The organism is Nocardia sp. NPDC057455 (assembly GCF_042802775.1).
In the GTDB taxonomy this organism is placed as follows: domain Bacteria; phylum Actinomycetota; class Actinomycetes; order Mycobacteriales; family Mycobacteriaceae; genus Nocardia.
This window is the reverse complement of the sequence record NZ_JBHVDM010000110.1, coordinates 1-21,717: the sequence shown is the minus strand read 5'-3', so window position 1 is coordinate 21,717 and position 21,717 is coordinate 1. Positions and strand designations below refer to the sequence as shown.

The window sequence follows — 21,717 nt, the reverse complement described above, 5'->3', positions numbered from 1 at the left end:
CGTCCCGAGATCGCCTGTAGGTCAGGCGATCTCGGGACCGTACCGGGCCGGTCGTGGCTTGATCGCCCGTCCGGTCACCGACGGCTTCGAAGCCCGTCGAACACGATCTCCGCGGCGCGCCGCCACGATGGCGAGCCGGTGGCCTCCCCGAGCAGCGACAGCGCCCACACCAAGTCGACGACGTCCTCGTCGGTCGCGTCGGCGCGCAGCGCACCGTCTTCCCGGACGCGCGCGAGAACGGCGGACAGCTGCGACATTCCGCGCCGGCAGGCTTCCGCCAGCTGAGCTGCCGCGGGATGATCCCCGGTGAACGCCTCGAGCAACCCGCGATCGGCGGTCAGCCGGACGAGCAGGTCTTCCACGAATCCGGTGAACGCCGTCCAGGCGTCCGGCTCGGCCGCCGCGCGGGCGGCGATCTCGTCCACGGCCGCCAGTCGCGGCGGTAGGAGGGCGTCGATCAACGTATCGCGGGTCGGGAAATGGTTGTACAGCGTTCCGATGCTGACTCCGGCGCGCCGCGCGATCTCCTCCAACGAGCCGTCGAGACCCTGCTCGATGAACACTTCGGCCGCTTCCCGCAGCAACTTCTCGCGATTACGGGCGGCATCCCGGCGCAGCGGCTTGGTCACGCGATCATTCTACAAAATCTGAGGGCATCCTCGATTTCATGCTATCGTAAAAATCGAGGGGGGCCTCATATTGAAGGAGATGGTATGGCGCAGCAGGCAACAGCGGTGATCGTCGGGGTCGGGCCCGGCCTCGGGATGTCGATGGCCCGCCGTTTCGGCCGGGAAGGGTTCCGCGTCGCGCTGGTCTCGCGCAGCGACGCGCGGCACGGGGCGTATCTGGCGGATCTGGCGGCGCGCGGCATCGACGCCACCGCTCACGTCGCGGACGTCACCGATCGGCCGCGGCTCGGCACGGTACTCGGCGACATCCGCCGCGCGGGCCCGATCGGAATGGTCTACTACGGGCCGGTGCCGACGCAGCAGCCGGTGCCGATCACCGACATCGACGCCGACACGGCGCGATCGGCTTTCGAGTGGGTGTGGCCCGCGGTCGACGTGGTGAGCGACGTACTGCCCGGAATGCTCGATCGCGGGGACGGCGCAGTGCTCTTCGCCGGCGGCCTTTCCAGCGTTCGTCCCATGCCCATGCTCGGTCACCTCGCCCTCGCGACCGCCGCGCTGCGCAACTACGCCCTCACCCTCAACGCGGCGCTGGCCGGGCGCAACCTCTACGCGGGCACCCTCACCATCGGCGGCCTCGTCGAGCGCGGGGACATCCACGCCATGGTCACCGCCGACCCGGCGCGCTTCGGCAGCCCGGAAGGCCACACCCTCGATCCCGACGACTTGGCCGAGGCCGCGTGGAACATGTATCGCACCCGCGACCGGGCCGAAGAAGTCTTCGACGCTCTCGGTGGGTGACGGTCGGCTTCAGCCGTAGAGCGCGACGAAGCGGTCCAGGGAGCGTTCGATATCGCCTCTGACCGCGCGGGCCACACCGGATCCGATCGGACCGAACAGCGGCGCACCGCCGAGCTCGATGTCGACGGTGACCTCCGAACCGGAGCCTTTCGGCGCGACGAGCAGTTGCAGGCCCAGTTTGGTGCCGCCCTTGCCCGCGCCGGTCAGTTGCAAGCGGCGTGGGGGCTCGGCGGCGCGCACCGTCCAGGTGACCCGGTTGCGCAGGCCTTTCACCGAGGCGATGCCGACCAGTTGGGTGCCGACGGTCAACTCGGCGGGAACCTCACCGCGCCAGGCCTCGTGCATGGTCAGCCATTTGTCGAGGTCGGCGAGGTCGGAGGTGTGCCTCCAGGCCTCCTCGGGCGAGATCGGGACATCGACCGAGACCTTCAGCTTTGCCATGGGCGCATGGTATCCGGCGCCGGTGGCCCGCCCGGTCGCGAGGGCGAGCGACTGTGGGTGCTCGATCGACGCCGAGGTGAACGCAACGCGACGGAATCGAATTCGAACACCCGTCAATACGTTTGTTGACATATCAGCGAACGCCCATTCCGCCGGCCGAGTTCCGGTCGTCGCGGCGTCCATGGCCCCTGCGCCGCCACGCCGTTTCCGGTGCTCGTCCCGGGTGCGGGCCCGTACGCAGGGCAAACGGTCCCTGGGTTGCACGGCAGCCCAACATTATTGCGCAGCTATGTCGCGATCACCGGCACGTATCGTCCCAACTCCGGGAAACCGGAATGTGTCGCTGGGATCGGCAGAGACTTCGTTGGAATGCTGCTAATGTGCGTTTGGTCGGGTTCTGGTTACCGTTCGGACACGATCCGGGCGGTCGGCGATTGACATGTAATCGCCTGTCCTGCGGGCACTGTGCGGTAGGCACTCTCGGTGAGTGCCGGTGTCGTCGCGGGGTTCCGGTACTCCGACGCGGACCCCACCGACCGGTCCGTCCATGGTCGGCAGGCGAGGGAAGGCGAGCGAAGCAGGATGGCAGTGGGCCGATTCCTCGAGACCAGTCAACGACGAAAGAACTGATGAATCAAGATATCGCCGTGGTGCTTTCATGGATCCTCGCCGTCGCTTTGGTGATCGCCGTAGCGGGGGCGTTGTACGCAGTGCAGTATGCCAGGGCTCAACGGGCCAAGCTCGAGGCTGTGACCAGGGAACAGCGCGCGACGGAGGACACGCTCGAGCGGTTCGCCGCCACCACGCTACCCGCGGTGGCCGAGTCGATCCGCCGGTTCGAGTCGCAGGTGCCCCCGGTCGAAGTCCAGGCCGGCATGGAGAATTCACGCCTCGCGCAGATCCTGCGGTGGATCTCCGAGCGGTACGCCGACGATCTGAGCCTGATGCGCTCGGAGACCAGGGACCTGACCAACAACGAGGCGCAGCAGGCGATCAAGGCCGCCGAGGAGACCGCGCGCAACGAGGTCGCCTCGGCTTCGCGCCAGGCGACCAGCGCCGCGGTCCGCTCCTTCGGTACCTCTGTGGTCAGCCTCGGCGCGGATGTCAGTCAGGTGGTGAGCGCCGCGTTGCGTGAGCATCGCGACGACCAGGTGTACGAAACCCTCACCCGCATCGACCACACCGTGCAGCAGATGATCCGTCAGGCGCAGTCCTACGTGATCGTCTGCGGTGGTCTGCCCGGCCGCCGCTGGCCCGCGCAGACGCTGACCGATGTGGTCGGCGGCGCCATCGGCCGCGTCCGCGAATACCTGCGGGTGCGACCCAACCAGCTCGACCGCATCGTGATCAGCCGCGCGGTGGAGCCGCTCGTGCACACGCTGGCGACCCTGCTGGACAACGCGTTGCGGTACTCCCCGCCGACTTCCTACGTGGATGTCAACTTCCAGGAGGGCCATCACGGCGTCACCGTCATCATCGATGACGCGGGCGTGCGGATGAACGCCGAGCAGATGGAGGAGGCCCGCCAGGTGCTCGCGCACGAGCGGCCCGTCGACATCCACCAGCTCGGCCCGTCGCCGAAGGTCGGCTTCCCGGGTATCGCCGCGCTGGCCCGCCGCTACGGTTTCACCGTCTACATCGACGGCCCGAACGTCTACGGCGGCATGCGCGCGATGGTCTACATCCCGGAGTCGCTGCTGGTCACCCCGCAGAACGTCCAGGAGGTCGCGCCCGTGGCCGAGGCAAAACCGGAGCCGGTGACGGTTCCCGCGCAGGACGCGCCGATCGAGCAGCCCGGCGAGGACGAGCACTCGCTGACGGTGAGCGAGATCACCAGCGGCGGGTTACCCAAGCGGCGACGCCGAACGGTCGCGCTCGCCCCGGTCGGGCCGCGCACCGAACCGGGCATCGCTCGCCCCGAGGTCGCCGCAGCTTGGCATACCGGCTCCAAGAGCGGCCGCGCCGCCGCATCTGATGACACGGAAGGGATGACATCCTGATGGCCACACCCGTGACCGACAGCAGCAACAAACTGGGCTGGCTACTCGAAGATCTCAGTATCCCGGGTGTGCGGTTCGCGGTGTTGCTGTCCGACGACGGCCTGCGGATCGCGCACTCCACGGGGATCGCCCGCGACGAGGCAGAACGCTTCGCCGCGGCGGCCTCCGGCCTGCGCTCGCTCGGCAAGGCGCTGGGCGAGTTCTGTGGCGATTCCGCGAATGGCGTCCGGCAGAACATGACCGAGTACGACCAGGGGATGATCCTCATCACCGCGGCGGGCGAGGGCGCGTTACTCGGCGTCGCGACCACCAACGACATCGACGTGGGCCTCGTCGCCCACCGCATGAACGAGTTGGCCGGCCGGGTCGGACGCGAGCTCGGCAGCCAGCCGCGTAGGCGCGTAGACGGTAGCGAAATGCCATGATCGAGCGCAGCGAGCGAGTCAAAGGTACTGCGCCGCTGGGCATCACGGAGCCGAGCGAAAGCGAGGTGCCGTCATGAGCAAGCCGCGGCGCGATCCGGACCTGGTCCGGGCCTATGTGCGCACCGGAGGGCGTACGCGTCCTACTCGTGAGCTGGACCTGGTTACTTTGGTCCTGACCGCCAAAGATCCACTGCCCGGCGCGTCGCCCGATGCGCGCCGGGTCATGGCCCTGTGCAGCCGTCGAGGTGCGCTGTCGATCGCCGAGATCGCGGCGTACCTCGACCTCCCGCCGTCCGTCGTGAAGATCGTCGCGTCCGATCTCATGGACGGCGGGCACCTGGTCACTCCCACCCCGGCCGAGTCCCTGCCGGAGATCGCTCTGCTGGAGGAGGTACTCAATGGGCTCCGTGCTCTCGCCGTCTGATCGCGCCGTCGACTACGTGCCGGAGACCGTGACCCGCTCGGTGAAACTGCTGGTGGCCGGCAACTTCGGCGTCGGCAAGACCACGTTCGTGAGCAGCGTCTCGGAGATCAAGCCGCTGCGCACCGAGGAGACCATCACCGAGGCCAGCGTCGGCGTGGACGACATGGCCGGACTGCCCGGCAAATTGCAGACCACGGTCGCGATGGACTTCGGCCGCATCACACTCAGTCCCAAACTAGCGCTCTACCTTTTCGGCACGCCGGGCCAGCAACGTTTCGTCCCCTTGTGGGAGGAGCTGGCCCGCGGTGCGCTCGGCGCGCTCGTGCTGGTGGACACCCGCCGCATCGAGAAGTCCGACGAGGTCCTCTCGGTGCTCGAGGAACGTGGCGTCCCGTATTCGGTGGCGGTCAATCAGTTCGAAGGCGCGCGGCCCTACCCGCTCGAAGAGGTGCGCGATGCCCTCGACCTGGAACCCGGCACACCGCTGACGTTACTGGACGCGCGTGATCGAGGCACGTGCTTGCGCTCGCTGATCACGCTTGTCGAATTCTTGTTCCACCGTTTGGAGTCTCGCATTTGACCACGCCACAATCCTCGATTTTCCCCACCCACCTAGCCACCGGCGCCTGCCCGGTCGCGCACGGATCGCCGATCGACACCGACGGTCCCAGGATCCCGCTCTACGCGGAGGGATTCGCGGCCGACCCGCACGGGACCTATCGGGAGATGCGCAGGCGCCATGGTTCGCTGGTCCCGATCGAGCTCTCGCCCGGTGTGCCCGCCACGCTGGTGATCGGCTATCAAGAAGCCGTGCGGATCCTCAACGATCCCGAGCACTTTCCCGCCGATCCCCGCATCTGGCAGAAGAACATTCCCGAGGACTCGCCCATCCGTCCGATGATGGAGTGGTACCCGAACGCACTGCGCAACAGCGGTGCCGCGCATGCCCGCTACCGGGGCGCCTACACCACGAGCATCGATGCCATCGACCTGCACGAGGTGCACTCGATGGTCGAGCGCATCGCGATTCCGCTGATCAACACTTTCTGTGAGGTCGGATCCGCCGATCTGGTGACGCAGTACGCGTTCCCGCTCGTCTTCGAAGTGCTCAACCGGATCGTCGGCTGCTCGACGGAACTGGGTCAGCGGGTCGCCACCGGCATGGCGATGCTCTTCGACACCGTCGAGGCGGCCAAGGGCATGCAGATGCTCTCCGAGGCCTTGATGGAGTTGATCCACCAGCGCCGCGCGGAGCCGGGCGAGGACGTCACCTCCCGGCTGGCGCATCACTCGTCCAATCTGAACGACGAGGAGATGCTCTCCAACCTGATCAGCCTCTACGGCGCCGGAATCGAGCCGCAGCAGAACCTGATCACCAACACCCTGCTGCTGATGCTCACCGACGACCGTTTCGGCGGCGACGTCCTCGGCGGCAGCCTGTCGACGCGCGACGCGCTGGACGAGGTGTTGTTCAACGACCCGCCGATGGCGAACTTCTGCATCACCTATCCGCGCCAGCCCATCCTCATCGACAACACCTGGTTGCCCGCGCATCAGCCGGTCCTGGTCAGCCTGGCCGCCTGCAACAACGACCCGGCGATCCGCGGCGGTGACCGCGCCGGCAACCGCTCGCACCTGGCGTGGGCCGTCGGACCGCACGCCTGTCCCGCGAAGTCGGTGGCGTCGGTGGTCGTCCAAGAAGCCATCGACCAACTCCTCGACGCGCTTCCGGAGATGCAGCTGGCCGTGCCCGCGGATCAAGTGGTCTGGCGGCCCGGCCCGTTCCACCGGGCGTTGGCGTCCTTGCCGGTCGTCTTTCCGAAGTCCCCTCCCTTGAACATGGTGTAAGGAGTAGCGTCCGATGTCGCAAGAGCCGATAGTCTTGGATCTGACCGGTTCCGATATCCAAGGCGAGGCCGCGCGGCTGCGCGAACGTGGGCCGGTGGCCCTGGTGGAGTTGCCCGGCGGGGTGCCCGCGTGGTCGATCACCGATGCCGTCGTGCTCAAGAGCCTGTTGGCCGACCCGCGCGTGTCGAAGGATCCCCGGCAGCACTGGGCGGCGTTCATGAACGGTGAGATCACCCAGGAGTGGCCGCTGCAGCCGTGGGTCGCGGTCGACAACATGTTCACCGCCTACGGCGCCGAGCATCGGCGCCTGCGCAAACTGGTCGCGCCCGCGTTCACGCACCGTCGCACCGTGGCGCTTCGACCGCGCATCGAAGCGATCACCGCGGACCTGCTCGACCGGCTGGCGGCCACCCCGCGCGGTACGGCCGTCGACCTGCGCGAGGGCTACGCCTATCCGGTGCCGATCCAGGTCATCACCGAGTTGATGGGTGTGCCCGACCATTTGGGCCCCGGCGTGCGGAAATGTGTCGACGGATTCTTCGACACATCGTTCGGGCCGGAGGAGGCCCAGGCCAACTATCTCAAGATGTACCGGCTGATCAGCGAACTCGTGGCCTACCGGCGGGAGACGCCCGGCGACGACATCACCAGTGTGCTGATCGCCAGCCGGGATGAGGAGGACGGCTCGCAGCTGACCGAGAAGGAACTCGTCGACACCCTGATGCTGGTCATCAACGCCGGGCACGAGACGACGGTGAACCTGCTCGATCAGGCCATCTACGCGTTGCTCACCCACGCTGACCAGCGTGCGGACGTGGTGGCGGGCCGGGTCCCCTGGTCGGACGTGGTGGAGGAGTCGCTGCGCTTCGAGGCGCCGGTGGCGCACCTGCCGCTGCGCTACGCCGTCGAGGAGATCGATGTCGCCGGCGTCCGCATCCCCAAGGGGGAGGCGATCCTGGCCTCCTACGTGGCGGCCAACCGGGATCCGAAACTGCACGGCGCCACCGCGAGCGAGTTCGACGTGCGGCGAGCGACCAAGGATCATCTGGCCTTCGGCTACGGGGCGCATCACTGCCTGGGCGCGCCGCTGGCCCGGCTGGAAGCCGAGATCGCCCTTCCGGCCATCTTCCGGCGCTTCCCGGATATGCGCCTCGCGGTCGAGCCGGCCGAGCTGGGCACCGTGCTGAGTTTCATCTCCAACGGCCACTCCGAGCTGCCGGTGTTCCTGGAGGCGGCGGAGTAGTCCGCCCGCACCGACATCACTATCGCACCTGCCTGCATCGGAGTCTCGGCCGTCCCGCGCCCGGACTCGGCAACCCGCGTATCCACGCGGATACCCGGGTCCAGGTGTTCCGCTGCGGGAGCACCCGATCGCGCCGACGTGACCCACGAGATATGCTCTGCCCCAGCGGAATTCGGCGTAATGTCGAATTGGTTACGCTCGCACGGCAATTCGGATCCCGACACCAGGGGCACGTACCGTGCGCCCACCCTGCTCGTCGAACGTTCCGACTTTGGAGTCACGTTTTGACCCACCCACAGTCCTCGACATCGTCGTCCTCCAGCGGCGGCTGCCCGGTCCGGCACGGTTCGCCGGTGGGAGCCGACGGCCCCCGGGTCGCGCTGTACTCGGACGATTTCGCGGCGGACCCACATCGTGCGTATCGGGAGATGCGCGGGCGGTACGGTTCGCTCGTTCCGGTGGAACTGTCCCCCGGTGTGCCCGCGACGCTCGTGATCGGATATCACACCGCGCTGCGCATCCTGAACGATCCCGACCACTTCCCGGCCGATTCGCGGACGTGGCAGCAGACCGTGCCCAGTGACTGCCCGGTTCTGCCCCTGCTCGAGTGGCGGCCGGCCGCGATCCGGAATTCCGGCCCGGAGCACGCCCGGTACCGGCAGGCCACGGTCGCGGGCATCGAGGAGATCGATCAGTTCGCACTGCGCAACACGGTGGAGCGGATCGCCGTTCCGCTGATCAACGGCTTCTGCGGGGACGGCTCGGCCGACCTGATCGCGCAATACGCGTTCCCGCTGTCGTTCGCGGTGATCAACGCCATGCTCGGGTGCCCGCCGGAGATCGGGCAGCGGGCGGCGATGGGGCTCGCGGCGATGTTCGAAGGCGTGGACGCCGAGCAGGGCAACGCGATGTTCAATGACGCGATGGCGGACTTGGTGGCGCTCAAACGGGCCCACCCCGGCGACGACATCGTCTCCCGCATCCTGCAACACCCCGTCGATTTCGATGACACCGAGATGGTCCAGCAGGTGCTGATGCTGTACGGCGCGGGCATCGAGCCGCAACAGAACCTGATCGTCAATACTCTGCGGCTGATGCTCACCGACCAGCGGTTCGCGGGCGGCATCATCGGCGGCAGCCTGTCGACCCGAGACGCGCTGGACGAGGTGCTGTTCACCGATCCGCCGCTGTCGAATTACTGTGTCACCTTCCCACGGCAGCCGATCCTGATCGACGGCGTCTGGCTACCCGCGCACCAGCCGGTGGTCATCAGCATGGCCGGATGCAACAACGACCCGGCGATCAACACGGGGCAGTACACCGACAACCGGGCTCATCTCGCGTGGAGTGTCGGGCCGCACACTTGTCCGGCCCGGTCGGTGGCTTATCTGATCGCCCAGGACGCCATCGATCAGCTGCTCGACGCGTTGCCCGAGCTGCGGCTCGGCGTCCCCGCCGAGGAGCTGACCTGGCGACCGGGTCCGTTTCATCGATCGCTGACCGCCCTGCCCGTCCATTTCCCGGAATCCCCGCCCCTGCCGGTTTTCTCGAACCAGTCGGAGGCGAGTTCGGCGCCGTAGCCGGGCTCCGTCCGGCGAGCCGACATCGCCGCCTGCCGATCCAGAAGGAGGTTGCCGCTCAGAGGTCGTCGCGCACACAGCTGATGAGGGTGTGCGCCGACCTGTCACCGATTTCCACGTGATCACGTCGACTCACGCCGTCGCGGCGCGCACGCGCCGGGCGATCGCGTTCGTCGAAATGTTCGTTCCTCTGGAGTTTCGTCTTTGACCACGCCACATTTCCCGCCGTCCTCGTTCGCGAACGGGTGCCCCGTCACGCAGAGCTCACCGATCGATTCCAGCGGCCCTCGCTACCCGTTGTATTCGCAGGAGTACGCGGAGGATCCGCACCAGGCCTACCGCGAGATGCGCCGCCGGTACGGTCCGCTCGTTCCGGTCGAGCTGTCGCCGAACTTGCCCGCCACTCTGGTGATCGGCTACCACACCGCGCTGCGCATCCTGAACGACCCCGACCACTTCCCGGCCGATCCGCGCACCTGGCAGAAGAACGTCCCGGGCGAGTGCCCGGTGCTGCCCATGCTGGAGTGGCGGCCGAACGCGCTGCGCAGTGCCGGCCTGGAGCATCTGCGCTACCGGCAGGCGAACGTCGCGAGCATCGGCGGAGTCGATCTGCACGCGCTGCACGGAACCATCGAGCAGATCGCCATCCCATTGATCAACGCGTTCTGCGAGGACGGCGCGGCGGATCTGATCAGCCAATACGCGTTCCCGCTCAGCTTCGCGGTGCTCAACGCCCTGATCGGCTGCCCACCGGACGTCGGGCAGCAGGTCGCGACCGGCATGGCCGCCATCTTCGAGGGCGTGAACGCGGACAAGGGCAACGCGATGCTCACCGACGCGTTGTTCGAACTCGTGCAGATGAAGCGCAAGGACCCCGGCGACGACATCACCTCGAGGCTGCTGCGGCACGACGCGGGCCTGGACGACGTCGAGATGATCCATCAGCTGGTCACGCTCTACGGCGCCGGTATCGAACCGATGCAGAACCTGATCGTCAACACGCTGCTGCTCATGCTCACCGACGAACGGTTCGCGGGAGACTTTCTCGGCGGGAGCCTTTCCACCCGCGACGCCCTCGACGAGGTGTTGTTCAACGACCCGCCGATGGCGAACTACTGCGTCAGCTATCCGAAGCAGCCGATTCTCATCGATGGCGTCTGGCTGCCCGCGCACCAGCCGGTGATAATCAGCATGGCCGGCTGCAACAACGACCCCGCGATCGGTGTCGGCCAGCGCACCGACAGTAGGGCCCACCTGGCGTGGAGCGTGGGGCCGCATGCCTGCCCAGCCCGATCGGCGGCGTACCTGGTGGTCCAGGACGCGATCGATCAGATCCTCGACGCGTTGCCCGAGCTGCGTCTGGCCGTGGCGCCCAGCCAATTGAACTGGCGGCCGGGCCCGTTCCATCGCGCGCTGGTATCGCTGCCCGTGGTGTTTCCGAAATCCCCTCCGCTGACCGTCTTCTAAGGAGTCCCCGATGGACACACAGCCCCTAGTTCTCGACCCGACGGGCGCCGACATCCAGGGTGAATCCGCGCGAATCCGCGCGCGCGGACCGGTGACCCTCGTCGAATTACCGGGCGGCGTACGGGCGTGGTCGGTCACCGACGCCGACGTGCTCAAGCGGTTGCTGGCCGATCCCCGGGTGTCGAAAGACGGCAAGCAGCACTGGCCCGCGCTCATCAACGGGCAGATACCGCAGGACTGGCCGTTGTTGCCCTGGGTCGCTGTGAACAACATGTTCACCGCCTACGGCGCGGACCATCGCAGACTGCGCAAACTCGTCGCACCCGCGTTCACCCACCGCCGCACCCAGGCGATGCGCTCGATGATCGAGGAGATCACCACGGATCTGCTGAGCGAACTCGCGACGACACCGGCGGGCGACGCGGTGAACCTCAGGGAAGGCTTCGCCTACCCGCTGCCGATCCAGGTGATCAGCGCCCTGATGGGGCTTCCGGAATTCCTGCACGCCGGTTTGCGCACCTGCGTCGACGGCATCTTCGATACCTCGCTGACTCCGGAACAGTCGCAGGCGAACTATGCGGAGATGTACCGGATCCTGGGTGAACTCGTCGCCTATCGGCGCGAGACACCCGGCGACGACATGACCAGTCTGCTGATCTCGCACCGGGACGAGGAGGACGGCTCACAGCTGACCGAGCAGGAGTTGGTCGACACGCTGCTGCTCGTCATCAGCGCCGGGCACGAGACCACGGTGAACCTGTTGGATCAGGCCGTTTTCGCACTGCTGACCCACCCGGACCAGCTCACCGAGGTGACCGCGGGGCGTGCGACCTGGACCGATCTGATCGAGGAGTCGTTGCGCTACGAGGCGCCCGTGGCGCATCTGCCGCTGCGCTTCGCCGCCGACGACATCGAGATCGACGGCCTGCGCATCGCCAAGGGCGAGCCGATTCTCGCGTCCTACGCCGGAGCCAACCGCGATCCGAAGCTGCACGGCGCCACCGCGGGCGAGTTCGACGTGCGGCGGGCCACCAAGGAGCACATGGCCTTCGGGTACGGGGCGCATCACTGCCTGGGCGCGCCGCTGGCCCGGCTGGAAGCCGAGATCGCCCTGCCCGCGCTCTTCCAGCGCTTCCCGAACATGCGCTTGGCGGCCGGTCCCGGTGAACTCGGTTCCGTGTCCAGCTTCATCTCCAACGGACACGACCGGCTTCCCGTGTACCTGGAGCCGGCGAACTAGCGGCGGACCCGCGCCCCCGGCCGCGGCCGGGGGCGCAAGGCGGCGATTCGTCTCGCGTGCTCGCGCGAAGGGGTTCTCCTGCGGCGCACTTGACGAAGCGGTGGTCCGGGGCCGAGAGTGCGCTGATGGTCTCCACCGCCGAGGTGGCCGACGCGACGTTGCGCAAGGTCACTATTCGTCTGTTGCCCTTCCTCGGGCTGCTGTACTTCGTCAACTACCTGGACCGGGTCAACATCGGGTTCGCCGGGCCCAGCGGTATGAAGACCGATCTCGGGCTCACCGAGACCGCCTTCGGATTCGCCTCGGGCGTCTTCTTCGCCGGATACCTGCTGCTCGAGGTGCCGAGCAACTTGGCGCTGCACCGGTTCGGCGCCCGGCGCTGGATCGCCCGGATCATGGTCACCTGGGGTCTGGTGGCCACGGCCATGGCGTTCGTGCCCAACGCCACCGTGCTGTATGTCCTGCGGTTCCTGCTGGGGGTGGTGGAGGCGGGCTTCTTTCCCGGCATCCTGCTCTATCTGACCTACTGGTTCCCGCAAGCGCAGCGGGCGCGGATCGTGGCGTTGTTCATGACCGCGGTACCCATTTCCACGGCGCTGGGCGCGACGGTGTCGAGCCTGATCATCCAGTACGGCGACGGGGTCTTCGGGCTCAGCGGTTGGCGGTTCATGTTCTTGGTCGAGGGTCTGCCCGCCGTCGCGCTGGCTGTGGTGACCTGGTTCTATCTGACCGACCGTCCCGAGCGGGCGACCTGGCTGGCCCCGGCGGAAAGGGAATGGCTCGCGGGCGAACTCGCCGCCGAGCGGGCCGCGCTGCGGCGCGCCGAGCACTGGACTCTGCGTCGTGCGCTGACCCATCGGCGAGTGCTCGGGCTCGCCCTGGTCTACGGCGGCATCGTCTACGGTCTCTACGCGCTGGGCTTTTTCCTGCCGACGATCATCGACGGCTTCCAGCAGCAGTACGGCATGCGGTATTCGGTGGTACAGCGTGGGCTGATCAACGCGGTGCCCTATCTCATCGGCGCGATCGTGATGGTGTGGTGGGGGCGGCGCGCCGACCGGACCGGTGAGCGCATCCGGCACGTCGCCCTGCCCGCGCTGCTCGGCGGCCTTGCCATTCCGGTGGCCCTGTATCTCGGCGATCCGTTCGCCGCGATGGTCGCGGTGACCGTGTGCGCGGTGGGCGTGCTCGCGGCGCTGCCGACGTTCTGGGCCCTGCCCGGCACCTTCCTGACCGGTGCTGCCGCGGCGGGCGGTATCGCGCTGATCAACTCGATCGGCAACGTCAGTGGTTTCGTGGCGCCGTATGTCACCGGTGGGTTGAGAGACGTGACGGGGAGCCAGCGCGCTGGGCTCTGGGTGGTGGGACTGTGCATGGTCGCGGCCGCCGTGGGCGTATCGACGCTGCGGGGGCGTGCCGAAGACGTTCCGGTGCGCGGGAACCCGGAGCCATGATCCGCCGAGAGCGCGCTCACTGCCGAATACGGCACTGCTGAACCGAGGCCGCCTTCGTCGATCGACGCGGTACACCACCGCACTCGCAATGTGGCGTCCGCCACCATGCGTTTTCAGTGTCGGCGCGGAAGGCGTTGTGGTGGACTATCATCCACGGGATGTAGACCGGAATGAGCCGATCTACACGGGCCGTCACAGGGGCATCCCACACTTCCGGCGTCGCCGTCTCAGACGACTTGTCGCTGCGATTGTAGGGTGAGCGCTGCCCGGTCCGGCATGTTTGCGCGACGATCGCGCGGGCATCCGGGGAAGACGTTGCATCACGCTGGGAGGACCGATGGCTACCGAAGACCGGACCGCAGTGTTCGACGCGGTGGTCGCGGCGGCAGACTATCCCGTGCTGCTGGTCACCGTGCAAGCGGATGGCAGGCGCGCCGGTTGTCTCGTCGGTTTCGCGACACAGGTCAGCATCGAACCGCGCCGGTTCTTGATCGGCCTGTCCAAGAAGAACTACACCTATCGGGTCGCACAGCGCGCCGAGCGGCTCGCGGTACATTTGCTCGGCAGCGAACAGCTCTCGCTGGCGCGGCTTTTCGGCGGCGAAACCGGCGACGACATCGATAAGTTCGTGCACTGCGACTGGCAGGCGGGTCCCGGTGGCATTCCGGTGCTCAGCACGGTGCCCAGTTGGTTCAGCGCCCGCATCCGTGAGCGCTACGACTTCGGCGATCACGTCGGCATGCTGCTGGAACCCGAGGACGGCGACGTGCGGCGACCCGCCGCCGAGACCCTGCACTATCACTCGGTGGCAGACCTGGTTGCGGGCCATGCCGTCTGAGGAGGTTTTCGGCGCCGACGCGCATGCGGCCGCTACTTTCGTGCGTTCGCAAGATCGAATCGCTCGGCGAAGGCGGACAACTCGTCGCGGGCGCGCTCCGGGTCGCCCGTGCTCGCGCTCACCACGATGCGCGTGACGCCTTGTTCGGCCAATCCCGCGACCCGGTCGGCCGGCATATCGATCGATCCCCAGCGCGTGTATTCGAACGCGTCGGGGTTCCGGCCCGCCGCACCGGCCGCTGCGTGGGCGACCGCCAGTTGGGTGGCGCGTTCGGCCGGCCCGAGCACCCCGCCCGGGAAGTAGCCGTCGCCGCGAGATCCGGCCCGGCGAGCCGCGGCGCGGCTGGATCCGCCGACATGAATCGGCAAGGGCACGCCGCCAGCCGGTTTCGGGTAACTGCACAGGTTGTCGAACCGGAAGAACTCGCCTTCGAAGCTCACTCCGTCCGCGTCGCCGGACCACAGGAGCCGGAGCACATCGATGGCCTCGTCGGCACGACGGCCCCGGGTGGCGAAATCGACGCCCACGGCCTGCGCCTCGCCTGGCAAGGTGCCCAAGCCCACCGTGAGCAGGCGCATCCGTCCCCTGGACAGCACATCGATCGTCGCCAGGCGTTTGGCGAGGACCACCGGATGGTGGTAGGGCAGCAGCAGTACCGCGGTGCCGAGCAGGATCCGGTCGGTGCAGGCGGCCACGAACCCCAGCGCGTCGAGCGGGTCGGCGAATGGCGCCGTCGGCGTGATCTCCATCGGCCCTATCGTGGCGCCCGGGTACAGCGCGACGTGCTCGGGCAGGTAGATCGCCTCGAATCCGCAGCGTTCGGCGTGCTGGGCGTAGGCGATCAGTCGATCCGGGTCGACGCCGAAGAACGGGGTGCTGTAACTGACCGCGAATCTCACCGCAGCTGCTCGATCCGGTCGAACTCGCAGGCCGCCGCGAGCCGGTTGTCCAGCTGACGGCGGACCTCCGCCAGCCGTTCCATATACGAATCGACCTCGGCCAGTTTGCGCCGCAACGTGGAGACCGAGTCCGGGCAGACGTCTGCGGAGCCGTTGCCTTCCCGCATGCACGCGACGAACGGGCGGATGTCGTCGAGATCGAAACCCGCGCCGAGCAGTTCGCGGATCTTCGCGACGACCCGCACCTCCGCGTCGTCGTAGGAGCGGTATCCGTTCGCGGCCCGCTGCGGCCGCACCAGACCGTGTTCCTCGTAGTACCGCAGCGCCCGCGTGCTCGTACCCGCCCGCTGTGCCAGTTCGCCGATGCGCATCCGTCCTCCTCGACCTCGTCACCGCCACGCTAAACCTTCTCGTCGACGTCAACGCAAGCCGCCGCGAGGACCGTCCCAGGTCGGATCGGATTCCTCCGGCGGTTTCGTCCGCGGCCGGACTCACCGGCCTCGGCCTGCTGCGGTGGGCGCACCACCGGACGCGCCGTCACACGACCGGCGAACCCACCGAGGCCCCGGAGATCTTCGTGGTGCCACCGGCGCCGGTGGCCGTGGACGCCTGAGCGCTACCGCGGCCGCCGAGCGTTCCGCCCCGGCGCGGTGCGGTTCTCCACCAGGAACGCCGACATCGCCGCGGCGACCGCGGCGGGTTGGTCGAGCATGGAAAGGACGTAGGCGTCATCGATTTCGACCAGCCTCGCGTTCGGGATGAGTTCGGCGAGCCGGCGGCCGTGTTCGCGCGGCATCACCTTGCCCGCCGACGACCACAGGATGAGCGTGTCGCCCGCGAAGTCGCGCAGTGCTTCGGTATGCGCGATCAATTCCGGCTTGCGGAAGCCCGACTTGGTGTAGGCGAGCAGGTCGCGCCGGATCCGGGGATCCCGCAGGCCCGGCTCGGTCCAGTCGCGCACCAGCGCGTCGGACAGCGGACGCCGCGCCATCCACCCGAACAGCAGCGGCGTGCCGCGCAACCACCGAACGCGCAATTGCCGCAGCGCGAGTGAGATGCCGCCCGGCAGGTAGGTGGCGACGGTGGCCATCTTGCCCGGCAGACCGGGTGGGAAGTTGTCGAACGCCTCGCACGGCAGCACGATGAGCTTGCCGACGCGTTCGTCCAGTCCGTAGGCGGTGAGGAACAGCGCACCACCCCAATCGCTGTGCACGAGCGTGACCTCCCGCAGATCCAATGCGGCGAGGAAGTCGGCGACCAGGTGATTCAGGCCGCGCAAGCTCAAGTCGACACCCGCGCGCAGCGGTAGGGGATGGGCGCCGAGCGGCAGGTCGGGCAGCACATACCGGAACCCGTCGGGCAGGGCGTCGAGCACCTCGTCCCACACCGTGTGGTTCATCAGCAGGCCGTGCAGCAGAACGACCGGCGGTCCTTCACCGCGCTCGACGTAGTGCACCCGGCCCACCGGTAGTCCGATAACGGGCATGTCCGCCTCCATCCGAGCGATCGCTCTAGAGTATTTGCTCTAGTCTGGAACGGTGACCGAGAAGATGTCAACCAGCACCCGCGAGCGCCTCGTCACCGCGATGGCCGAGCTGATGCGGACACAGGGCTACGCGGGTACCAGCGTCAAGCAGCTCACTGTCGCCGCTCGCGCCCCGATGGGGTCGCTCTATCACCACTTCCCCGAAGGGAAACCGCAGATCGCCGCCGCGGCGTTGCGCACGTCCGGAGCCGCGTACCTCCAATTGCTTCCTTTGCTGCTCGACGCCGACGACGACCTGCGCGAGGCGATTCCCGCCGCCTTCGCGGCCGCGGCCGAACAGATCGAACAGACCGGCTGGATCAACATGTGCCCGGTCGGCACCGTCGCGGGTGAGATCGCCGACAGCGAACCCGCGCTGCGCGAAGTCGCCGCCGAGGTCATCGCCTCCTGGATCGATGAGGGCGCCGACTACTTCGTCCGCCGCGGCCTGCCCGCCCCGGACGCCCGTGAGTTCATCCTCGCCGTCCTCGCGGCACTCGAGGGCGCTTTCGTTCTCAGCCGCACTCTCCGCTCGACCGAACCCCTGCACGCGGCGGGCCGGTCGTTGCGCGCCCGCATCGAGCAAGTGCTCGACGGGGTGCGTGAATAGCGGATCGGGTGGAAACCTGGCGTAGCCATCGATTCAGGTGCCTCGCTTACGCCGAACCCGGCGCCCACTGAGCCCGGCATCATGGACTCGAGGCTCTGCGGCCCACCGGTGACCAGCGGGCATGGTCACGGAAGCCAGGGTTGACAACTCGTGGATCTTCACCTGAATCGAGGACATTCTTGATGGACTCGACATTGGCCATGAGCATCGCGCGGAAGGACTCTTCGGTGGCGCCGGCCGCATGCGGGGTGACGAGAAACCTGTCAGCGCCCAGAGCCATCAACCCGAAGGGATCGTTCTGGGCGGAAGGCGCGGGCACGATGTAGTAGCCGTCCATCGCAGCGGCCGCGAGGCGACCGTTCAGCAGCGCGGCGCGCAACGGCACCGGATCCACCAGCTCCGCTTCGGAAGTATTGATCAGAATCGCGCCGGGCTTCACCGCGGCGAGTTGCGCTTCGCCGATCATCCGGTCTGTCTCCCACGGCTACGCCGACCCACATAAGGCTGAAATGAAAGCCGAGGGCCTCGCCGAGTGCATCCGGAGAGACAACGGCATTCATCCGATCGGTACGGGCCGGGAAAACTGAATCGCCCCGGTGAGTCCGGAGACTTATTGATGTGACAGCTCAGCGGGTTGCTGGGCTGGATTCTGAGCGTAGTAGGCGGTTTCCATTTCGGCGGGTGGGATGTCCCCGCAGTACTGGTAGAGGCGTCGGTGATTGAACCAATCCACCCATTCGGCGGTGGCGAACTCGACATGATCGACGCTGCGCCACGGGCCGCGGGGCTTGATCAACTCGATCTTATAGAGGCCGTTCACGGTCTCGGCGAGGGCGTTGTCGAAGCTCGAGCCCACCGCGCCTACGCTGGGTTGGATCCCTGCTTCGGCGAGCCGTTCGGTGAACGCAATAGATGTGTATTGCGAGCCCCTATCCGTGTGGTGCACAACATCTTTCACATCCCATCCGGCATGCTCGCGGGTCCAGATCGCATGCTCGATCGCATCGAGCACCAGCGCCGTGGTCATCGAGGTGCCGGTGCGCCAGCCGATAATCCGGCGGGCATAGGCGTCGATCACGAACGCCACATACACCCAGCCCGACCACGTCGACACATACGTCATGTCGGCGACCCAGAGCCTGTTCGGTGCGGCAGGTGCGAACCTGCGTTGCACCAGATCCGCCGGCCGCGGCGCGATCGGATCCGCGATCGTGGTGCGTTTGACCTTGCCGCGCATCGCACCTCGCAGTCCGAGCTGGCGCATCAATCGCTCCACAGTGCAGCGGGCCACGGTGATTCCCTCCCGATTGAGTTGCAGCCACACCTTTCTGGCGCCGTATACGCCGAAATTCTCTGTATGAACGCGCTGGATGTGCACGCACAGCTCCGCGTCGCGGGCCTCCTGAACGGTCGGAGTCCGGTCGCGGTGCGCGTAGTAGGTCGATGGGGCGATCCGGACGCCCAACTCGGTGAGCGTGGCGCAGATCGACTCGACACCCCATCGCAGGCCACCGTCGACTCGGTGGCCCTGGTGTTCACTGATATACCTGACAATCAGCGCTGTGGCCGGTCCAGTTCGGCCGCGAAGAAAATCGATGCTGATTTCAGAATTGCGTTGGCGCGCTTGAGTTCTGCATTCTCACGCCGCAGCCGCTTCAACTCCTCGGACTCCTCAGTCGTGACACCGGGACGAGCGCCGCGGTCGACCTCACCCTGGCGCACCCATCCACGGACCGTCTCCGGGTGACCGACCCCCAACAACTCGGCGACCGCCCGCATCGCCGCCCACTCCGACCCATGCTGATCACGGATCTCGACAAACATCCGCACAGCCCGCTCACGCAACTCGGCCGGGTACTTCCTCCTCGACGACACGACTCCATCCTCCTCAAGAGATGAAGTCCCCCGACACGCCGGGGCGATTCAAACAGCTCCGGCCAGCGCGCCGACTATGAAAACGGCTATGGCCAGTGAAACCGGCCCGGATGCGAAAGCGCAGGGCACCACGCTGACACCGAGCCCTACCAGCAGAACATACGGCGAGAAGGCTTTGGAGATCGCGCCATAACCGTACCCACCGGCCACTGCACCGGCCGCGCCAACGGCCAGCACCAGCCCGATCGACGTCTCGGCATCGAAATCGTGCATGATCGTGATGACACTCAGTTCCTCCGCGCACAGGACGGCAGCGGCGGCGTATGCGACACATGGCGCCACGAACCCGGTCTGTAACCACAACCGCCGTGGGGCAGGCCGTGAAACCTGGCGCGTATCGGTTCGCAGCGGTGGATTCTGTCTCAGCAACACGATCCCGCAACTCACGGCTACCAATCGGACCACGAGCAGCACCGCCGCCGTGTCCCACATACTCATTACCGCGACAGCCAGCGGTGGCCCGACCAGAAGCGATACATCCGCGGTCACCTCGTACGCGGCCAGCGCCGGTCGCCGCTCGTGTTCGGTGGTGGCGATCGTAATGGCCTGTTTCGCGACGTTGATGACCGGTATCTCGAACCATCCCGCCAACGCCGCGAGCAACAGCAACAACGGAAAGGGGGCGAATGGTGCAATCAGCCAACATGTCCCGTTCACCAGGATCGCCGGAGCCATCGTGGCCCGCAAGCCCAGTCGATCGAGCCGAGGGCCGCGCCGTAGCTCGGTGCCGGCCATACAGAGGTAGACGACGGTACTCAATAGGCCCGCTGCACCGTAGGAGAGACCCAACGTGTGCCGCACATGCATTACCAGCATCAGGGTTTGGGAGTTGAGAACAGTCCGGAACAGGAGACTGAGCAAGATCAAATTACATACTGTCCGATTCGCCAGAAGCTCTCGGTAGGCGTTCACTCCCACTCACCTTCCGGGATGGAACCTATTCTCCTGGAGGTGATCGGTCTTGTTTCGACCGGGCATGCTTTCCGTCCGCGTTTGCCGCCATTGCCTGCGTGTCCTGCATGCACCACTTGTTCGACTGTCATACGGGAACCGTCGTATCCGACGATTCAGCTATCAGCAACTGCTCGGCGTGAGCCTGCAACTCGTCCCGGCGCGAACTGTCCGGCACCCTCGTTGTCAATGAGACATCGTGCAGCACAACGGCGTCCGATGCGCCATGCGGGCCTGGAACCCCAGTCCGAGTTCATCCTGCAACGGCGCGGAGACGGTGGCATCGCACTTTGCGGCGCGAGACCCGGTCTCATGGTGATGCAGTCAAGCCGTTCATAAACCAGACGGAATCGGACAAAAACAGACGAAAACGGATCGCGATATGCATTGCCGCAGTGCTCCTTTCAGGGTGTTAATGGTTACAGCCGGGCAACCAAAAGGTCGAGCACCCCCCGGTGCAGGGAATCAACACTGAAATGGGGCAATGCCATGCCTACTATCACTTCTGTATCCCCGACTACGGGCCCGACTTCGGGGGGTAACAGTGTGGTCATCACCGGAACCGGATTCACCGGTCCGACCACGGTCCGATTCGGCGGGACCGCAACAACGTTCACTTTGGATTCCGCTACGCAGATCACGGCGATCGCTCCGCCCGGCGCCGGCACCGTACAGGTCACCGTCGCCAATGCGGGCGGCACCAGCAATGGTGTTCCCTACACCTATGTCGTGCAGCCTCCCGTGGTGGCCGCGATCATTCCCAATTTCGGGCCGTCGACCGGCGGTACCTTGGTGACGATCGTCGGAACCGGCCTCAGCGGAGTTACTTCGGTCAACTTCGGTGCCACGCCGGCTACGTTCTTCATCGGGATTTCCAGCACGCTGATCATCGCGATCGCTCCGCCGGGAACGGGTACCGTGCAGGTCACTGTCACCACTCCGGTCGGTACGAGTCCGGGAGTGCCGTTCACGTATGTCTCTGTTCCGACATTGATTTCGGTTACTCCGAATACGGGGCCGGTGACCGGCGGCACCGCGGTCACGATTACCGGCACCGGATTCACCGGCGCCACCGGCGTGTTCTTCGGTTTCCTTCCGGCAGTGTCGTTCACGGTGAATTCCGACACGCAGATCACCGCGATCACCCCGGTGGGACTCGGCCCGGTGCCGGTCACGGTCACCGGACCGGGCGGTTTCGCTACCGGCGTGTTCTTCATCTACAGCTGACGGCACCGACCGCACGCGCCCGAGCCTGAGGCAGTAGTACCGCGCAGGCTCGGGCATCCGAAAGCCGGAGGGGCCGACCCGGATGCGCGGGTTCTAGGAGTCGTTGCAACACCTCAGCTCAAGGGGTGTTGTGGATTTCGAGATCCGGGCGGATCGGACTCCGCAGGGACGTAAGAAGTT

At 66.8% G+C, this 21,717-nt stretch carries 22 protein-coding genes; 14 read left to right on the top strand and 8 right to left on the bottom strand.

The annotated features are described in order from the left end of the window. Positions 1 to 74 precede the first annotated feature (74 nt). A complete protein-coding gene (locus tag ACFU5M_RS30250) occupies positions 75 to 629 on the bottom strand; it encodes a TetR/AcrR family transcriptional regulator (RefSeq protein WP_379054301.1) in 555 nt (184 codons plus the stop codon). Positions 630 to 713: 84 nt separating this feature from the next. On the opposite strand from ACFU5M_RS30250, the gene ACFU5M_RS30245 reads away from it, so the two are divergent. Further along, positions 714 to 1,430 (top strand): SDR family NAD(P)-dependent oxidoreductase, encoded by a 717-nt coding sequence (locus tag ACFU5M_RS30245; RefSeq protein ID WP_379054300.1) that lies wholly within the window; start codon positions 714 to 716, stop codon positions 1,428 to 1,430. Between the two features lie 9 nt (positions 1,431 to 1,439). Here ACFU5M_RS30245 and ACFU5M_RS30240 read toward each other — a convergent pair whose 3' ends face one another. Further along, positions 1,440 to 1,871 (bottom strand): SRPBCC family protein, encoded by a 432-nt coding sequence (locus ACFU5M_RS30240; RefSeq protein ID WP_379054299.1) that lies wholly within the window; start codon positions 1,869 to 1,871, stop codon positions 1,440 to 1,442. A gap of 629 nt (positions 1,872 to 2,500) precedes the next feature. On the opposite strand from ACFU5M_RS30240, the gene ACFU5M_RS30235 reads away from it, so the two are divergent. The 11 genes from ACFU5M_RS30235 (at position 2,501) to ACFU5M_RS30185 (ending at position 14,390) form a co-directional block, all read left to right on the top strand. Then, complete coding sequence (locus tag ACFU5M_RS30235) at positions 2,501 to 3,871, top strand: sensor histidine kinase (RefSeq protein WP_379054298.1); 1,371 nt, start codon at positions 2,501 to 2,503, stop codon at positions 3,869 to 3,871. Continuing rightward, a complete protein-coding gene (locus ACFU5M_RS30230) occupies positions 3,871 to 4,296 on the top strand; it encodes a roadblock/LC7 domain-containing protein (protein WP_379054297.1) in 426 nt (141 codons plus the stop codon). The genes ACFU5M_RS30235 and ACFU5M_RS30230 overlap by 1 nt, the downstream gene beginning before the upstream one ends. 73 nt (positions 4,297 to 4,369) lie before the next feature. Further along, positions 4,370 to 4,720 (top strand): DUF742 domain-containing protein, encoded by a 351-nt coding sequence (locus ACFU5M_RS30225; RefSeq protein ID WP_039805398.1) that lies wholly within the window; start codon positions 4,370 to 4,372, stop codon positions 4,718 to 4,720. Beyond that, positions 4,695 to 5,300, top strand: coding sequence for an ATP/GTP-binding protein (locus ACFU5M_RS30220; RefSeq protein ID WP_379054296.1), 606 nt, complete (start codon positions 4,695 to 4,697; stop codon positions 5,298 to 5,300). The genes ACFU5M_RS30225 and ACFU5M_RS30220 overlap by 26 nt, the downstream gene beginning before the upstream one ends. Continuing rightward, positions 5,297 to 6,568 (top strand): cytochrome P450, encoded by a 1,272-nt coding sequence (locus tag ACFU5M_RS30215; protein WP_379054295.1) that lies wholly within the window; start codon positions 5,297 to 5,299, stop codon positions 6,566 to 6,568. Before ACFU5M_RS30220 ends, ACFU5M_RS30215 begins: the two co-directional genes overlap by 4 nt. Positions 6,569 to 6,581: 13 nt before the next feature. After that, entirely contained in the window at positions 6,582 to 7,811 is a 1,230-nt protein-coding gene (locus ACFU5M_RS30210) for a cytochrome P450 (RefSeq protein WP_379054294.1), read from the top strand. A gap of 353 nt (positions 7,812 to 8,164) precedes the next feature. Next, the gene (locus ACFU5M_RS30205; protein ID WP_379054304.1) at positions 8,165 to 9,391 is read left to right on the top strand and encodes a cytochrome P450; all 1,227 of its coding nucleotides are present in this window, start codon (positions 8,165 to 8,167) and stop codon (positions 9,389 to 9,391) included. 204 nt (positions 9,392 to 9,595) lie between these two features. Next, the gene (locus ACFU5M_RS30200) at positions 9,596 to 10,858 is read left to right on the top strand and encodes a cytochrome P450 (RefSeq protein WP_379054293.1); all 1,263 of its coding nucleotides are present in this window, start codon (positions 9,596 to 9,598) and stop codon (positions 10,856 to 10,858) included. 10 nt (positions 10,859 to 10,868) lie between these two features. Continuing rightward, positions 10,869 to 12,098 (top strand): cytochrome P450, encoded by a 1,230-nt coding sequence (locus ACFU5M_RS30195; protein WP_379054292.1) that lies wholly within the window; start codon positions 10,869 to 10,871, stop codon positions 12,096 to 12,098. A gap of 125 nt (positions 12,099 to 12,223) precedes the next feature. After that, positions 12,224 to 13,552 carry an MFS transporter gene (locus ACFU5M_RS30190; RefSeq protein WP_379054291.1) on the top strand — a complete coding sequence of 443 codons (1,329 nt, stop codon included), beginning with the start codon at positions 12,224 to 12,226 and terminating at the stop codon, positions 13,550 to 13,552. A 337-nt stretch (positions 13,553 to 13,889) separates the two neighbouring features. Continuing rightward, a complete protein-coding gene (locus ACFU5M_RS30185; protein WP_379054290.1) occupies positions 13,890 to 14,390 on the top strand; it encodes a flavin reductase family protein in 501 nt (166 codons plus the stop codon). 32 nt (positions 14,391 to 14,422) lie between these two features. On the opposite strand, the gene ACFU5M_RS30180 is transcribed toward ACFU5M_RS30185, so the two are convergent. From ACFU5M_RS30180 to ACFU5M_RS30170, 3 genes are all read right to left on the bottom strand, one after another. After that, a complete protein-coding gene (locus tag ACFU5M_RS30180; RefSeq protein WP_379054289.1) occupies positions 14,423 to 15,289 on the bottom strand; it encodes a TIGR03619 family F420-dependent LLM class oxidoreductase in 867 nt (288 codons plus the stop codon). Then, positions 15,286 to 15,660, bottom strand: coding sequence for a MerR family transcriptional regulator (locus ACFU5M_RS30175; protein WP_379054288.1), 375 nt, complete (start codon positions 15,658 to 15,660; stop codon positions 15,286 to 15,288). The genes ACFU5M_RS30180 and ACFU5M_RS30175 overlap by 4 nt, the downstream gene beginning before the upstream one ends. A 245-nt stretch (positions 15,661 to 15,905) precedes the next feature. Further along, the gene (locus ACFU5M_RS30170) at positions 15,906 to 16,775 is read right to left on the bottom strand and encodes an alpha/beta fold hydrolase (protein ID WP_379054287.1); all 870 of its coding nucleotides are present in this window, start codon (positions 16,773 to 16,775) and stop codon (positions 15,906 to 15,908) included. A 64-nt stretch (positions 16,776 to 16,839) separates the two neighbouring features. Here ACFU5M_RS30170 and ACFU5M_RS30165 point away from each other — a divergent pair, with 64 nt between their 5' ends. Next, positions 16,840 to 17,424 (top strand): TetR/AcrR family transcriptional regulator, encoded by a 585-nt coding sequence (locus ACFU5M_RS30165; RefSeq protein ID WP_379054303.1) that lies wholly within the window; start codon positions 16,840 to 16,842, stop codon positions 17,422 to 17,424. A 79-nt stretch (positions 17,425 to 17,503) separates the two neighbouring features. On the opposite strand, the gene ACFU5M_RS30160 is transcribed toward ACFU5M_RS30165, so the two are convergent. The 3 genes from ACFU5M_RS30160 to ACFU5M_RS30150 form a co-directional block, all read right to left on the bottom strand. Next, on the bottom strand, positions 17,504 to 17,890 hold the full coding sequence (locus ACFU5M_RS30160; RefSeq protein ID WP_379054286.1) for an NAD(P)-dependent oxidoreductase: 387 nt from the start codon (positions 17,888 to 17,890) through the stop codon (positions 17,504 to 17,506). Between the two features lie 144 nt (positions 17,891 to 18,034). Further along, a protein-coding gene (locus tag ACFU5M_RS30155; RefSeq protein ID WP_379054302.1) for an IS3 family transposase occupies positions 18,035 to 19,248 on the bottom strand; the annotation gives its coding sequence in 2 pieces (ribosomal slippage) (positions 18,035 to 19,017 and positions 19,017 to 19,248; 1,215 coding nt in all). A gap of 99 nt (positions 19,249 to 19,347) precedes the next feature. After that, positions 19,348 to 20,226, bottom strand: coding sequence for an MFS transporter (locus tag ACFU5M_RS30150; RefSeq protein WP_379054285.1), 879 nt, complete (start codon positions 20,224 to 20,226; stop codon positions 19,348 to 19,350). Between the two features lie 471 nt (positions 20,227 to 20,697). Between ACFU5M_RS30150 and ACFU5M_RS30145 the strand changes: the two genes are divergently transcribed. Then, entirely contained in the window at positions 20,698 to 21,537 is an 840-nt protein-coding gene (locus tag ACFU5M_RS30145; protein ID WP_379054284.1) for an IPT/TIG domain-containing protein, read from the top strand. Positions 21,538 to 21,717: the final 180 nt, after the last annotated feature.

Coding starts and splice junctions, on each gene's coding strand:
- ACFU5M_RS30245 (WP_379054300.1), top strand. CDS start 714: ATGGCGCAGCAGGCAACAGCGGTGATCGTCGGGGTCGGGCCCGGCCTC.
- ACFU5M_RS30240 (WP_379054299.1), bottom strand. CDS start 1,871: ATGGCAAAGCTGAAGGTCTCGGTCGATGTCCCGATCTCGCCCGAGGAG.
- ACFU5M_RS30235 (WP_379054298.1), top strand. CDS start 2,501: ATGAATCAAGATATCGCCGTGGTGCTTTCATGGATCCTCGCCGTCGCT.
- ACFU5M_RS30230 (WP_379054297.1), top strand. CDS start 3,871: ATGGCCACACCCGTGACCGACAGCAGCAACAAACTGGGCTGGCTACTC.
- ACFU5M_RS30225 (WP_039805398.1), top strand. CDS start 4,370: ATGAGCAAGCCGCGGCGCGATCCGGACCTGGTCCGGGCCTATGTGCGC.
- ACFU5M_RS30220 (WP_379054296.1), top strand. CDS start 4,695: ATGGGCTCCGTGCTCTCGCCGTCTGATCGCGCCGTCGACTACGTGCCG.
- ACFU5M_RS30210 (WP_379054294.1), top strand. CDS start 6,582: ATGTCGCAAGAGCCGATAGTCTTGGATCTGACCGGTTCCGATATCCAA.
- ACFU5M_RS30195 (WP_379054292.1), top strand. CDS start 10,869: ATGGACACACAGCCCCTAGTTCTCGACCCGACGGGCGCCGACATCCAG.
- ACFU5M_RS30190 (WP_379054291.1), top strand. CDS start 12,224: ATGGTCTCCACCGCCGAGGTGGCCGACGCGACGTTGCGCAAGGTCACT.
- ACFU5M_RS30185 (WP_379054290.1), top strand. CDS start 13,890: ATGGCTACCGAAGACCGGACCGCAGTGTTCGACGCGGTGGTCGCGGCG.
- ACFU5M_RS30175 (WP_379054288.1), bottom strand. CDS start 15,660: ATGCGCATCGGCGAACTGGCACAGCGGGCGGGTACGAGCACGCGGGCG.
- ACFU5M_RS30170 (WP_379054287.1), bottom strand. CDS start 16,775: ATGCCCGTTATCGGACTACCGGTGGGCCGGGTGCACTACGTCGAGCGC.
- ACFU5M_RS30165 (WP_379054303.1), top strand. CDS start 16,840: ATGTCAACCAGCACCCGCGAGCGCCTCGTCACCGCGATGGCCGAGCTG.
- ACFU5M_RS30160 (WP_379054286.1), bottom strand. CDS start 17,890: ATGATCGGCGAAGCGCAACTCGCCGCGGTGAAGCCCGGCGCGATTCTG.